The organism is Sphingomonas parva (ex Maeng et al. 2020) (assembly GCF_004564275.1).
Lineage (GTDB): Bacteria > Pseudomonadota > Alphaproteobacteria > Sphingomonadales > Sphingomonadaceae > Allosphingosinicella > Allosphingosinicella parva.
In genome coordinates this window covers 26,165-39,086 of the sequence record NZ_SPDV01000040.1, presented here as the reverse complement: position 1 = coordinate 39,086, position 12,922 = coordinate 26,165, and the positions used below count along the sequence as shown (strand labels likewise).

12 protein-coding genes and 2 pseudogenes are annotated in these 12,922 nt (G+C 66.4%); 7 read left to right on the top strand and 7 right to left on the bottom strand.

Annotation, left to right across the window (positions count from 1 at the left end; translation table 11 throughout):
• The 3 genes and pseudogenes from E2493_RS17120 to egtD form a co-directional block, all read right to left on the bottom strand.
• Positions 1–335: pseudogene (locus E2493_RS17120) on the bottom strand (OmpA family protein); the annotation flags it as partial.
• A pseudogene (locus E2493_RS17115) lies at positions 332–2,201 on the bottom strand (cation:proton antiporter). The pseudogenes E2493_RS17120 and E2493_RS17115, both read right to left, overlap by 4 nt.
• A gap of 177 nt (positions 2,202–2,378) precedes the next feature.
• On the bottom strand, positions 2,379–3,338 hold the full coding sequence (egtD, locus tag E2493_RS17110) for an L-histidine N(alpha)-methyltransferase (RefSeq protein WP_135089260.1): 960 nt from the start codon (positions 3,336–3,338) through the stop codon (positions 2,379–2,381).
• Between the two features lie 426 nt (positions 3,339–3,764).
• On the opposite strand from egtD, the gene E2493_RS17105 reads away from it, so the two are divergent.
• The 5 genes from E2493_RS17105 to E2493_RS17095 all read left to right on the top strand — a co-directional run bounded on the left by E2493_RS17105 (position 3,765) and on the right by E2493_RS17095 (position 7,184).
• A complete protein-coding gene (locus E2493_RS17105; protein WP_135089257.1) occupies positions 3,765–4,739 on the top strand; it encodes a mechanosensitive ion channel family protein in 975 nt (324 codons plus the stop codon).
• Between the two features lie 349 nt (positions 4,740–5,088).
• Entirely contained in the window at positions 5,089–5,259 is a 171-nt protein-coding gene (locus E2493_RS21355; RefSeq protein WP_225421554.1) for a hypothetical protein, read from the top strand.
• Positions 5,256–5,453 carry a hypothetical protein gene (locus E2493_RS17100; RefSeq protein ID WP_135089254.1) on the top strand — a complete coding sequence of 66 codons (198 nt, stop codon included), beginning with the start codon at positions 5,256–5,258 and terminating at the stop codon, positions 5,451–5,453. The genes E2493_RS21355 and E2493_RS17100 overlap by 4 nt, the downstream gene beginning before the upstream one ends.
• A 79-nt stretch (positions 5,454–5,532) precedes the next feature.
• Positions 5,533–5,697, top strand: a complete 165-nt coding sequence (locus tag E2493_RS21350) for a hypothetical protein (RefSeq protein ID WP_167737598.1) — start codon at positions 5,533–5,535, stop codon at positions 5,695–5,697.
• An 80-nt stretch (positions 5,698–5,777) separates the two neighbouring features.
• A complete protein-coding gene (locus E2493_RS17095) occupies positions 5,778–7,184 on the top strand; it encodes an alpha,alpha-trehalose-phosphate synthase (UDP-forming) (protein ID WP_135089251.1) in 1,407 nt (468 codons plus the stop codon).
• Positions 7,185–7,209: 25 nt separating this feature from the next.
• Here the strand turns inward: E2493_RS17095 and E2493_RS17090 are convergent, their stop codons facing one another.
• From E2493_RS17090 to E2493_RS17080, 3 genes are read right to left on the bottom strand one after another with little or no spacing between them, the layout of a single operon-like run.
• Positions 7,210–7,473 carry a DUF5985 family protein gene (locus E2493_RS17090; RefSeq protein WP_135089248.1) on the bottom strand — a complete coding sequence of 88 codons (264 nt, stop codon included), beginning with the start codon at positions 7,471–7,473 and terminating at the stop codon, positions 7,210–7,212.
• On the bottom strand, positions 7,470–7,745 hold the full coding sequence (locus E2493_RS17085; RefSeq protein ID WP_135089245.1) for a DUF5985 family protein: 276 nt from the start codon (positions 7,743–7,745) through the stop codon (positions 7,470–7,472). Before E2493_RS17085 ends, E2493_RS17090 begins: the two co-directional genes overlap by 4 nt.
• A 2-nt stretch (positions 7,746–7,747) precedes the next feature.
• A complete protein-coding gene (locus E2493_RS17080) occupies positions 7,748–8,065 on the bottom strand; it encodes a hypothetical protein (RefSeq protein ID WP_225421553.1) in 318 nt (105 codons plus the stop codon).
• Positions 8,066–8,298: 233 nt separating this feature from the next.
• On the opposite strand from E2493_RS17080, the gene E2493_RS17075 reads away from it, so the two are divergent.
• Together E2493_RS17075 and nhaA are read left to right on the top strand one after the other, a co-directional pair.
• A complete protein-coding gene (locus E2493_RS17075; protein ID WP_135089240.1) occupies positions 8,299–10,011 on the top strand; it encodes a coiled-coil domain-containing protein in 1,713 nt (570 codons plus the stop codon).
• Positions 10,012–10,119: 108 nt separating this feature from the next.
• Positions 10,120–11,343 carry a Na+/H+ antiporter NhaA gene (gene nhaA / locus E2493_RS17070; RefSeq protein WP_135089237.1) on the top strand — a complete coding sequence of 408 codons (1,224 nt, stop codon included), beginning with the start codon at positions 10,120–10,122 and terminating at the stop codon, positions 11,341–11,343.
• Positions 11,344–11,840: 497 nt separating this feature from the next.
• On the opposite strand, the gene E2493_RS21635 is transcribed toward nhaA, so the two are convergent.
• A complete protein-coding gene (locus tag E2493_RS21635) occupies positions 11,841–12,734 on the bottom strand; it encodes a DUF4157 domain-containing protein (protein ID WP_225421552.1) in 894 nt (297 codons plus the stop codon).
• Between the last annotated feature and the right edge of the window lie 188 nt (positions 12,735–12,922).

Here is a 12,922-nt window from a genome sequence, read left to right as displayed (position 1 = left end):
TCGCTGTGTCCGGACAAGGTGATGCGCCCGCCTTCCGCAAACCTCGGGTCGGCGATCAGCGCGTCAATGGCCGCCTGAGCGGCCTTATCCAGCCGCACGCCGGACTCGCCGAAGGCGATCACCGCGCGCAACGGTTCGGGCGGCGGTGGGGGCGGCGGGGGCGTGACTTCCTCGGTCACCTCGGGGCGCATGATCGACGCCGCTGCGGCATTGCCGTCGCTCGGCGACGAGGCCGTCTGGACGTTGTTCGTCGTCGCGGCCGGCTCTTCGCTCGCGCGTTCGCACGCCCCGGCGAGAAGGTTGAGCGCCAAAAGAGCGGGCAGGGTGGTCTTCATGAGGCAGCTCCAGCGGTCTCGCCGATACGATCGTGCGCGGCCCGGCGATCGAGGAACGGCGGCGCGACACTCCAGCCGTGACTGTCCTCCAGGCCGTCTCTTGGTGAAAAGGCGATCACGGTGTCGCCGCTTTCGGGCGCGGGCTTCGATGCGTGGGTGAAGAAACGGATGCGGCCATTGCGGCGCAGGAGGATCAGGGGCTCGGCATCCCGCGGCAGGCGCGCGCGAAGCGCCTCGAATTCCGCTCCGTCGCCCAGCGTCGCGCTGGCGAATGTCCAGTCGGGGCGGGCACGGATATCCTCCACGCCGAAGCCCGAGGTGAAGAGGGCGCGGCCACGGAGGGCATCGGGAAGGCTGTGCGGGTCATCGCCCGCCGCATCGCCGAGCTGATAGACCGAGTCCCGGCCCAGCTCAGGGGCGAATTCGTTGCACACCAGTGCGTTATAGGCTTCGTTGTCGGACACGGCGACGAGCACGTCGAACTGATGGAAATCGAGATCCTCCTCCGTCGCCTCGGCCAGGATCTCGCCGTGATAGGCCGGCACGCCGCGCGCGCGCCGCCGACAGACGCTGCCAGCTGGTGTCGCTCACCACCACGGGGACACCAAGCCGTCTGACGTGATCGGCGAGGGACAGGCTCCAGGGCGTCGCGCCGACGATCAGGATGCCGGGCTTCTCCTTGGCGGTCAGTCCGAGCAGCCGGGCGACCGGGGCGATGCTGAAGCCGTGCGCGACGATCGTTGCCGCCACCACCGCAAACGAAAGGGCGACAAGAATCCCGCCATCGCCATAACCGAGCTCGTCGAGGCGCAAGGCGAAGAGGCCGGAGATCGCGACGGCGACGATGCCCCGCGGGGCGATCCAGGCGACGAACAGGCGCTCCCGCCACGGAACTCTGCTGAACGCGAGGCTGAGCAGAACCGAAAGCGGACGCACCAGAAACAGCAAAACCAGCAGGAAGAGGCCGAAGCGCCACTCGAACTGGCGCAAAACGGCGAGGTCGAGCGAGGCGGACAGCAGCACGAAGACGCCCGACACGAGCAGGACGGTGATATTCTCCTTGAAGGACAGCAATTGTCGGACGCTGGCCAGCCGCATGTTGGCCAGCGCGATGCCCATCACCGTCACGGCGAGCAGCCCGCTTTCCTGCTGGATGGAATTGGTCAGCACGAAGGTGCCGATCACCGTGACGAGGAGCACCGGCGCCTTCAGATATTCGGGAACGTAGCCGCGCGGCAGCGCCCAGGCGATGGCGCGGGCAACGCCATAGCCGATCAGACCGGCTGCCAAGGTCGCGACGAGCACCAGCACGATGTTCTGGGCGATCGAGCTGCCCGCCTGCGCCTGACGCAGATATTCGTAGGTTACGACCGCGCATAATGCGCCGATCGGGTCGTTGACGATCGCTTCCCATTTCAGGATCGCGCGCGGGCGTGACGCGATGCTGGTCTGGCGCAGCAGCGGCAGGATCACGGTAGGCCCGGTGACCACCAGGATGCCGGCGAAGAGGATCGCCACCGGCCAGACGAGCCCCGCAACATAATAACAGGCGAGGGCCCCGAGCAGCCATCCGACCGGCACGCCGAACAGCACCAGGCGCTGGACCGCCCCTTCCGAGCGTCGGAATTCGCGGAAGTTCAGGCTCAGGCCGCCTTCAAAGAGAATGATGGCGACGGCGATCGAGACGGCGGGCTCCAGCAAATGCCCGAAATCGCGCTCGGGCTGGATGAGGCGGGTGACCGGACCCGCGACGAGCCCGGCCAGGAGCATCAGCGCGATCGCCGGCAGGCCGGTCCGCCAGGCGATCCATTGCGCGGCAATGCCGATCAAACCGACCAGCGCGATGACGAAAGCGATGTGCTCCACCGACGGACTACCGGGTGGACGTTGCGGCCGAAACGATCATGGGGGAAAGACCGATGATGGCAGGATCGGTTCCGGTTGCCGGCGTGCCGCTATCAGCATGGTTCGAAGGGACACGTGCAGCCTCGGACACGTCCCCTTTCGATCAGAGAGATCGCGGCGGCGGCTCGGGGACGGGGATTACGGTTCCTGCCGGGCGTCGGCCGCCCTCCAGAAGTGAAGCGCGAAGAGCCGTTCGTGATCCGTCCATGCGGCCAGCGGTTCCCAGCCGGACGCGCGTGCCAGCAGCCTCGCTTCCTCGATCGTGTATTTGTAGCTGTTCTCGGTGTGGATCGACTCGCCGGCCGCCAGCGAGAAGGATCGGCCGCAGATGCGAAACGTGACGTCACGGGTGGCGACCAGGTGCATCTCGATGCGGCCGAGTCCATCGTGCCAGACGGCCCGGTGCTCGAACGCATCGACGGGCACGTCGCCGTCCAGCTCGCGGTTCATGCGGTGGAGGAGATTGAGGTTGAACGCCGCGGTCACGCCGGCATCGTCGTCATAGGCGGTCTCGAGCAGCCGAGGGTTCTTCCTTGTATCGATGCCGATGACGAGGCACGCGCCCGCGCCCAGCGTTGCCGCGAGTGCTCTCAGCAGATCGACAGCCGCCGCATGCGAGAGATTGCCGATCGTCGAACCGGGGAAGAAGCCCAGGGCAGGCAGCGCTTGCGCACCGGCGGGAAGCGTAAGCGGACGAGTAAAGTCCGCGGTCACCGGCAGCACGTCGACATCCGGATAGGCGTCGGCCAAGGTGCTGGCCGCCTCATGGAGATAGTCGCCCGAGATGTCGATCGGCACGTAGACGGGCGGTTTGACGGCGTCGAGGAGCAGGGGCGTCTTTCTCGACGAGCCGGATCCGAACTCGATGACCGCCCGGTGCGGGCCCGAAAGCCGCGCGATGTCGGGGCCGTGCGCCCTGAGCAGCGCGATCTCCGTACGGGTGGGATAATATTCCGGCAGTTTCGTGATCGCTTCGAACAGCTCCGAGCCCCGGCGATCGTAGAAGAAGCGCGCCGGAACCGTCTTCTGCGGCTGCGACAGCCCGGCGAGGACGGCTTCCCCGAAGGCGCTGAGGGTATCGGCAATCACGTCGGTCAAGGCACCTCTCCCGCTTTCGCGCGACAACGTGCCGGAGCGCGGGTCGGTTCACGTCGTGATCACCGCCAAAGTACCAGGAGACGGATGCTCCAGCGGGATCCAGAGCAGAAGAGCCGGCCGTGAAAACATCGGTGCGGCCGCCGAGGCCGACAATTTTCGCTGGGCGCGAGCGTCGGCGATGTCGTGGGCGCTTACCGGGCGCATGTGGATCGCGAGCTTGGCGCTCCTCTTTCCTTGCCGCTTGGTGCTCGCGCAGTTCGATAAGCCTTTCGACGTGCAGCGCGAGCGTACGGCTGCGGCGCGACAGGACATTGGAGGCTTGCGCGGGTGCTCGCCTCGGGAAGCGTCAGCTCGCGCCGGTCCGATCCGGCGGGAACCTACGCAGCGACCTTTCGCTTCATCTCCTGGAGGAGGCGACGACCGGGCATGCCAGCGAACGAATCCCTGGAGTTATTCGGCGTCCATCTGGTGGGGGCAACTCCCGAGAACGCGCGCAAGCTTCTGCTCACCCTCGCGCTCGCCGCGGTCGTGCTGATGCTCGGCTGGCTCGGCAGGCGACTGTTCGCGGCGACAGACCGGGCAAGCGCGGGCGGCCGCTTCCGCTTCTGGTCACGCCAGGTCGTCAGCATCGTCACCGCGCTCATTCTGATCCTGGGTGTGGTCTCGGTCTGGTTCGACGATCCGACGCGGCTGACCACCGCGCTCGGGCTGGTTACCGCAGGACTTGCCTTCGCTCTGCAGCGCGTGATCACGGCGACGGCCGGCTATTTCGTCATTCTGCGCGGCAAGACCTTCAACGTTGGCGATCGCATCGTGATGGGCGGCGTGCGCGGCGACGTGATCTCGCTGAGCTTCATGCAGACCAAGATCATGGAAATGGGCCAGCCGCCGCCGGTCGAATCGGCCGAACCGGCGATGTGGGTGCACAGCCGGCAGTTCACCGGCCGGATCGTGACCGTCAGCAACGACAAGATCTTCGACGAGCCGGTCTACAATTACACCTATCATTTTCCCTATGTCTGGGAGGAGATGCGACTTCCGATCAGCTATCGCGACGATCGTGATGCCGCCGAGCGAATCCTGCTGGAGGCGGCGCAGCGCCATGCGGTGCAGACGGACGAACTGAACGAAGGGCACCGCGCCGAGTTGGAGCGGCGCTACCAGCTGCCGCTCGGCGACATCTCTCCAAAAGTGTATTGGAGGATCACCGACAATTGGCTGGAGCTGGCGGTCCGGTTCCTCTCGCCCGATCACGGCGCGCGGGAGATCAAGGACGCAATGAGCCGCGAGATCCTGACGCGTCTGGAAAGAGCGGGCATCGGCATCGCCTCCGCAACCTACGAGATCACCGGCATGCCGAAGCTGCGGATCGCCCGGGAAGGCGCGGACCGGGCAGGATAGCGCCGCGGACGCTTTCGAGATCGGCGATCCTGTGGCTGGCTGAGCCAAAGCCGCAGCCCAGAGTGTCGGCAGCCGAGACCATCGGCGTCGCGCCGGCCGTGACCCGTTCGCGACGCGAACGCGGCCCTGATCCGACCCGCGTCGCCGCCGCGACCGCCCCGGCAAGGCCCACGTCGCCTGGCTCGGTTCGTCCCCGCACAGGCTCGTCTCATCGACGATTGGTTTCGCCTCCGGACATGAGGCTTAGTGTGAGCTGAACGGGGCAATGTCCATGTCGGTCATCAGGAGCAGCAGAGTAGACCCTGCTGATCGGGGAATTGTACGTTAAGACCATCACAGAAAGGGTATGATGTCAGGAGATAACTCTACTAAGCGCGTTGTGATTGTTTCTGGACCGCAAGGGTTCAATGCTCAAGATGCTCTGTTCTCCGAGGGTGTGGATGTTGCCGAAGACGACGTTCTCGTCACGATCGAGAGGCCGGGCAACATCAAGGTCGAAGTGCTGGAGGAGGAAGAATGACGGCGCAGCGCTTCCCGCTGCAAAGCGTCGCCGGCAATCCGGAGGACAGGCGCTATTTCCTGCGCCGCGCCGAGGACGAGCTCGAACGGGCGCAGGCGGCAGGCCATCCCGAAGTCGTCCGGTCCCATTACGTGATGGCCGAGCGCTACCTCGATCGGGTCTACGGGTCCCAGCATCAGGGCTCGGAAGACTGAGGCCGGCAGGGGTCGGAAGATCTGATCACCCTTGCCATTTGCACGCACCTGTCGGTTTCCGTGCGGGGAATTCGCTATCTTGCCGCTGCTTTACCTGATCGTTCTGATTCTCGTCCCGGCGATGCTGGTCTTCATGTTCTGGCGGGCGGCGTTCCACATGCGCCGCGATCGCCTGCGCGGGCAACGCGGCGGCCGTCGCCGACCTCGGCGCGAGCCGGGCCGCGGGACTGATGACGGCGGCTGAACCGACCGCGGACATTCGCCGGTTGCGGCCTGGCGGCTCCGTGCGACCACCAATCTTTCTCGAATACTGGAAGGTACGACATGTCTCGAATGATCGTGGTCTCGAACCGCGTCCAGGTCTCCGGCAGCGACGCCGGTGGCGCCCAAGGTGGCCTTGCCGTCGCACTCTCCGCGGCACTGCGTGAGCACCAGGGCCTGTGGTTCGGCTGGTCCGGCGAACGCACCGATACGTTTAGCGGGCACATCGACTTCCGCAGGGAACAGGGGGTCACGACGGCGACCATCGACCTCGAGGACCAGGACATCGAGGAATATTATGATGGCTATGCCAACCGGACTCTCTGGCCGCTGTTCCACTACCGGATCGATCTCGCCGAGTATGAGCGCGACTTTGCCGGCGGTTATGCGCGGGTGAATGCCCGTTTCGCGGATACGCTTCGGCCGCTGCTCGAGACGGACGATGTCGTCTGGGTGCAGGATTACCACCTCCTCCTGGTCGGGGCGGAGCTGCGGCGGCGCGGATGCCGCAACCGGATCGGCTTCTTCCTGCACATCCCCTGGCCGCCGAAGCGGCTTCTCTCGACGCTGCCCGGAGCCGACGCGCTGGTCCGTGCGATGTTCGCGTACGACGTCATCGGATTTCATACCCGGGAGTGGCTCGAATCGTTCAGGGAATATGCCGTGCTCGAGCTCGGCGCGGTGCCGGTCGGCAACGGTGGCCTGGCCATTGGCGACACCACGGTCGAGCTGCTGGTCGCGCCGATCGGTATCGAGACGGCGGATTTCAAGGCTGCGGTGGAAGGATCGATCGCCCGCGCCGCCTTCCGCCAGATGCAGGAGAGCGCGAACGGGCGCGCGATGATCATTGGCGTGGACCGGCTCGATTACTCCAAGGGCCTTGAGGAGCGCTTCGCCGGCTACGAGCGCTTTCTGCGCGATTGCCCGGATCAGAGGAAAAGCGTCTTTCTCCTCCAGATCGCACCACCCTCGAGGGCGACGGTCGAGAGCTACCGGCGGATCCGCGCGACTCTGGATGGCCTCTCCGGCCGGATCAACGGCGCCTATGCCGATGTCGACTGGGTGCCCCTGCGCTACGTCAATCGGGGCTATCCGCGCGAGGTGCTCGCCGGCTTCTACCGGGCCGCGCGAATCGGTCTCGTCACACCGCTGCGCGATGGAATGAATCTCGTCGCCAAGGAATATGTCGCGGCTCAGGATCCGGACGATCCCGGCGTGCTCATCCTCTCGCGCTTCGCCGGCGCCGCCGCGCAGCTCAGCGACGCCGTATTGGTCAATCCGTACAGCGCCGAGGAGCTTTCCGATGCGATCGGCCGCGCCTTGAGCATGCGCCGCGCTGAGCGGATCCGGCGCTGGCGTGCCTTGATGGCCGTCGTTGAGCGTGAGGACGTGATCTGGTGGCGACGGCGCTGCACCGAGGCGCTGCTCGGGACTCAGGCGGCTGCGGAGGAAATCCGCGAGCCGGCCTGAAACCGATGAGAGCGGGGACGCGCGCCTAGATTGCGGGCCGGTTCTTGCGCACGATCGCGACGATGATCAGCGAGAAGGCAAGGAGGCGCAGCAGGAAAATCCAGCTTCGCTCCTCCGAGCCGATATCACCGAGCGAAAGCAGCGCCTGGCCCAGGCCGAGCAAGCCGAAAGCGCCGGCGAAGGCGAGGAAGAGTCCGTCGCCGACCTTTTTCCAGAAGCGCGCGAAGAAGAGGGCAGCGAGCAGAAAGCCGATCGTTATCGCGCCACCGAGAAAAGTGAGGAGAGTCATTCTTCCTCCAGCCTCCAGACGAACCCGAACAGCAGAGTGCCGATGCCGGCGAGGGCGAGCAGATGGCGGATCAGGCGCATGTCCCAGTTGGGCAGGACGAGCAGGTCCAGAACGACGACGAGGTTGTTCGCCGCAAGAAACAGGAAGCAGAGGCCGCTCCACAGGAGCAGCGGCGCACCGCTCTGGCGGTAGCTGCGCATCAGCAGGCCCGTGCAGGCCGCGCTGGTCGCGAAGCAGAGCAAATAGACGATGGTCGGGAACAGGTCGTACATGATCACTCGTCCCTCAAACGGAACGCATTGGCAAAGGCCCTCAGGCTGGACACGTTCTGGCTGACGATCAGCCGGCGAACGTGGTCGGCGCGAGACTCGTAGAGGCGCTGCGCTCGATCCATCAGCTCGGCAGTGGACGTGTTCACCGGCGTGTAGCCGATCCGCCCTTCCGCATCGACATCGACCAGCCCCGCCATCGTCAGGTTCTCGATGCTCTGGCTCACGATCAGGTCGCTTCCGCGCAGCGCGGAAACGATGTCGTCGTGCGTCCAGCGGCCCGCCTGGCTCTTCAGCAGGAGCACGATCTCGAACGACCACACCGATCGGAAGCTTGATCGGATGAAGGCCGCGAGGTCTTCCTCTGGTTTCATTCCCTCACATTCGTCTTTGTCGCCGCCCCGGCGCCCACCCCATAGGGGCCGGCCGCACCGCGACGCAACCCCGTAAGGACCCCGCCGTGCGCGGACTCGGGAAACAGATCCGGGCCACGACGTTCGGATTCCATGTCCTTGAACGGTCTCTTTTCGCGACGCGCACGGATCGCGGCCCCACGATGATCGCGCTGCTTCGCAGCCTCGCCGGGTGGATCGCGCGCCACATGGCGATCTTCGTCCTGATCGCGATCGCCTTGTGGGGCACCGCCCGGATCTATCAGGCCTGGCGGGCCGTGCCTCAGCTTCGCGGCGAGGTCGCCGCACTGGAAGGGCAGGAGCGAGAACTGGAACGGATCGTCGCCAGAGAGATGGCCGCGGCTCGGCAAAAGCAACAGCGCCTGGCGACCATGGAAGCTGCCGCGCTCGGGCAACGCCTGCGGGCAATCCGTGCCGAGCTCACGGCGCTGGACGGCGAGCGGTACGGCCGTGCGGGGTTGGCGCTCGACGTCCTTCGCGGCGACACCGAGAGGATCGCCGGTCAGCTGGGCGCCGGTCTTCGCGTGCGATTGCTGCAGCGAGAGGAGGCGGTCATCCTCGCGCGACTGCGCAGCATCGCGGGCGATCGCCGAGCGCAGGGGCTTGCGTCCGAGATCGCCGCGCTCGATGCCCGCGCGGCGGCGCTCGAGCAGCAAATCGCGGCCATCGAGAGACGGCACCCGATCCTCAGCAAGGCCGAGAGCGTCCTCGTCCTGCGCAACCTCGAAGGGCCGTGGCGGGAGCTGAGCAGGGCACGCGGCGAGTTGCGCGCCGTCCAGGCACGGCGCGCACAGGCGATGCAGGTCCAAGCGGCGGCGCAGCGGGCAGCGCAGGCGCTCGCTGCCGTTTATGCGCGTGCGCAGGCGCAGATGCTCAGCGTTCCACCGCCCGGTGCGACGCTGACACGGCTGATCGAGGAGAGGCGCGCGGAGCTGTCGCAAAATTGGGCGCACCGCGCCTGGACCGCGATCGAGCCGGTGCTCGGCGCAGCGCTGTGGATCACGCTTTTGGTCATCGTCGTCCCACCCGCGACCAAGGCGTTCTGGTTCTTCGTCGTGGCGCCTGCCGCCTCGCGGCTGCGGCCGATCACCCTCGCCGGCGATCTCGGCTCGGAGGCGTATTGGGGGCGGCCGGAGGCCGGGAACGAGACGTCCGTGCGCGGAAGCGGCGTCTCGCGCCCGGTCGTGCTCCGTCCGGGCGACGAGCTGCTCATCAAGCCCGAATTCCTGCAGAGCTCGATGAACCGGGCCCGCATCGACTCCGCTTTGGTGCTGAGCTGGTCGATCCCGCTCGGAAGCCTGGCGACCGGGCTGGTCGGCCTGACCAGGATCAGGGTCGATCGCCGCGAAACCGCGACCGTGTCGGCGACGCAGGACCTGTTCGACGAGGTTGCGCTGATCCACGTGCCGGCCGGATCGGGGCTGGTCTTCAAGCCTCGCGGGCTGATCGGCGTCGTGCAGCGCGTCGATCGCCCGGCAAGGATCCGCCGCGTCTGGAGGCTCGGCCATCTCTCCGCGTGGCTCACCCTGCAGCTGCGCTTTCTCGTCTTCGAGGGGCCGTGCACGCTCGTCGTGAAGGGCGCGCGCGGCGTCGCGCTCGAGCCGGCGGACACCGGGCGGAGGATCTCGGGCACGGCGACGCTCGGCTGGTCGGCGGGCGTCGGCTATTCCGTCCGCCGCAGCGAGACCTTTCTTGCCTATCTCGCCGGCAAGCAGAGCCTGTTCAACGACAGCTTCGAGGGCGAGGGAGGTTGTGTGGTTTACGAGGAAGTGCCCCGCGCGGCGACGGGCGCGGGCATCTTCAGCCGCGGGCTGGAGGGACTGGGTGACGGCCTGATGAAGGTGGTCGGCCTGTGAGCCGCGGGCGCCGCCGCGTTTCCGGGCGCCTTCCCGTCGCGCGCGCGGCGCCGCCGCGCAAGGCCACTCGGTCTTGCGTGAGTAGAAGTAGCCGTGCAGGGCCGTTCGATGGCTGAACACGACACGTCCCGGGCCGAACGCAATGCCGGCCTCTGTCTGATGGCCGCGGCCGCGCTGGCGCTGGTCCTCGCCAATTCGCCGCTCGCGGGCGCGTACCGCCACCTGCTTCACCTTCCGGTCGGGCCGCTTACGGTCCATTATTGGATCGCCGACGCGCTCATGGCCGTGTTCTTCCTTCTCGTCGGCCTGGAGGTGAAGCGGGAATGGTATGACGGCCAGCTCGCGACGGCGCAGGCACGTCGTCTGCCGATGATCGCCGCCGCGGCGGGAATGGCCGTGCCCGCGATCGTATATTCGGTGGCGACCGGCTTCGAGCCGGCGCTGGCGCACGGATGGGCGATACCCGCCGCGACCGACATCGCTTTCGCCCTGGGTGTCCTCGCGCTGCTCGGCGGCCGCGTGCCGGCGTCGATCAAGCTCCTGCTCGTCACCATCGCGATCGTCGATGACATCGGGGCGGTCGCGATCATCGCCATTTTCTACACGGCGGACCTGAACCTCGCCGCGCTTGCCGCAAGCGTTGCCGTGGTCGCTGCGCTGTTCGTCCTGAACAGGCTCGGCGTACGGCATCTCTCGGTATATCTGCTGGGCTTCATTCTGCTGTGGGTGGCGGTCTACCAATCCGGCGTGCACGCCACGATTGCGGGGGTGCTGACGGCCCTGACGATCCCGCTTGGCCGTACGGAGGCGTACAGTCCTCTGAAGCGGCTGGAGCATAGCATCCACCCCTGGGTGATGTTCGGGATCGTGCCGGTCTTCGGGCTCGCCAGCGCGGGTGTGACGATCTCGGGCCTGGATGCGCTGCTTGCCGCGCTACCGCTCGGCGTCGCGCTCGGACTTCTCATCGGCAAGCAGACAGGCGTCTTCGCCGCGATCTGGCTGGCTGATCGCACCGGGATCGCGCCGAAGCCGGCGCATCTGCGCTGGGCGCACATCTATGGAGCTGCGCTGCTCTGCGGCATCGGATTCACGATGAGCCTGTTCATCGGCGAGCTCGCCTTCGCCGATGCGGCGCTCGTGGATGCGGCGAAGATCGGAACCCTGGCCGGCTCGGTCGTCGCGGGTCTGCTCGGCTTTGCGGTCCTGCGCTTCACCCGCCCGATCCTGACGACGGCGTATGACGAGGAGGAGGCGGAGGAGGTCTTCGGCGAGGATGCCGACCGGGAGCCGCGCATCTGCGTCGACGCCTCCAGTTCGGCACGCGAAGGATGAGATAGATTTTCGGAGGATCCCTCGGGCCGCACGCGATCGTGCCGAGAAGCAGGAGAGCGGCTTCGAATAGACGCGCAGCTTCGCGCCAGGTCCCGCGAACGAGAGCGTGAAGGGCGTGCTCGTTCGTCGCCGGCGGGCGGCGTTCCGTTGCGCGTCCAGCGTGACCGTCGCCGCCCTTTCGAGTTTCGAGGTGAGAGCCGGGTGCCCCGGGCAGGTCTTGCCGCCGAACGGCGCTCAGTCGCTCCGGCTATGACAGGCCGCGAAGAAGATCGATGCAGGAGGTTTTGCCTGGTGCCAGACACGGGCAGGGGCGCGGTTGCGACCTTCCAGGAATTTGCCGCTCTTGGGCAGAGATGGTGACCCCTACGGAAGGCGTCACCTGAAAGCAGAAGTGGCGGAAAACTGCCGTTTCTTGTGGTCGCCAACCCGCGCTTTTGTACACATGAGTTGGTTACGTCCTGAGGCTGCTTTTTGCCCCGGGTCGCCTCGTCGTGAAGCTAAGATCGTGCCAGGTTGCGCGGAGAACGTGTCACCTGCAGCCGCGGGTAGCTCGCAATTTTCGCGCGCACGACAAATTCGTCCGGCTGCTCTTCGGCTGAAGTTGGCCATGGAGTGCCCGGCAACTCTCGGTCGAGCAGTGCACGGGGAACGGCAGCTTTCGACAGCTCTCGCGCGCCCGACAAGCATCCGGTATTGGCCCGACTGCCGCGGCCCGCTCTCAGGCTCAGCAGTTCGGCGCGGACGGTCAGCGGGCGCTCGATGCCCCGAGCTGGTAAGTTGGAGCGATCGCAGGCCGTGAACTTTCGCTTCGACGCGGCTTGCCGCTGTTGCTGCAGGACAGCGCCAATTCGGTAGGCGTTCTGCCAAGCCTGCCTTTCCAGAAGCGCATGGCCGGAGACGTAGAGACGAGCGAATTCGCGCAGCCCGAGTTCCTCGTACTGCAGCGCATGGGTGAGTTCGTGCGCCCACAGGACGAGGTTCCCGGCCATTCGCTGGTCGGAAAAGATTATCGTGTCGACAAGCGCCACCGCGCCACCTTCGCGTCCGTACCAAGCCGCGACCGCTGACCCGAGGGTGAGATCGCTGCCGGCAAGGCGCCATCGCGTCTCGTCGAGAATGCTCTCGGGGAAGTGCGCAGCGAGTGCCATCTTCACGTTCGACGGGATTTCCCGAGTACCGCTGCGTCGTGCGTTGCTCCTGGAATATCGGATCGCCTGTTCGAGAATCTGAGCTGCCGCGGCGTTCGTCTGAACTCGAGATTCAGCCGCCGCTGATCGTGACAGGAGTTGTGCTCGTTCAAGCTCGTCGCGAAGCCACTCATAGCCAGGGTGGTTAGGCTTGATGCCGAGCCGCCGCCGCACGTCGCTGGACAACGAGAGCAGGCCGATCAAGCCGAGGAACAGCAAGAGCGGCAACAGCCAGGGGAGCCGCTGTCGCAGGGTAGAAGCTGGCGTTTTGCTCGAGGCCATGCGCTCCGATAACACGCATCGTCGTGCTCGGCTCCGCTGCGCGCAGCCCAGTGATGTCGGGGGGAGGAGACGCGTATGCCTCCTCCGGCGTGTTTACCTCTTATCCTCCA

Coding starts and splice junctions, on each gene's coding strand:
- E2493_RS17100 (WP_135089254.1), top strand. CDS start 5,256: ATGACGGCGCAGCGCTTCCCGCTGCAAAGCGTCGCCGGCAATCCGGAG.
- E2493_RS17075 (WP_135089240.1), top strand. CDS start 8,299: ATGATCGCGCTGCTTCGCAGCCTCGCCGGGTGGATCGCGCGCCACATG.
- nhaA (WP_135089237.1), top strand. CDS start 10,120: ATGGCTGAACACGACACGTCCCGGGCCGAACGCAATGCCGGCCTCTGT.
- E2493_RS17095 (WP_135089251.1), top strand. CDS start 5,778: ATGTCTCGAATGATCGTGGTCTCGAACCGCGTCCAGGTCTCCGGCAGC.
- E2493_RS17105 (WP_135089257.1), top strand. CDS start 3,765: ATGCCAGCGAACGAATCCCTGGAGTTATTCGGCGTCCATCTGGTGGGG.
- E2493_RS17090 (WP_135089248.1), bottom strand. CDS start 7,473: ATGACTCTCCTCACTTTTCTCGGTGGCGCGATAACGATCGGCTTTCTG.
- E2493_RS21355 (WP_225421554.1), top strand. CDS start 5,089: ATGTCAGGAGATAACTCTACTAAGCGCGTTGTGATTGTTTCTGGACCG.
- E2493_RS17085 (WP_135089245.1), bottom strand. CDS start 7,745: ATGTACGACCTGTTCCCGACCATCGTCTATTTGCTCTGCTTCGCGACC.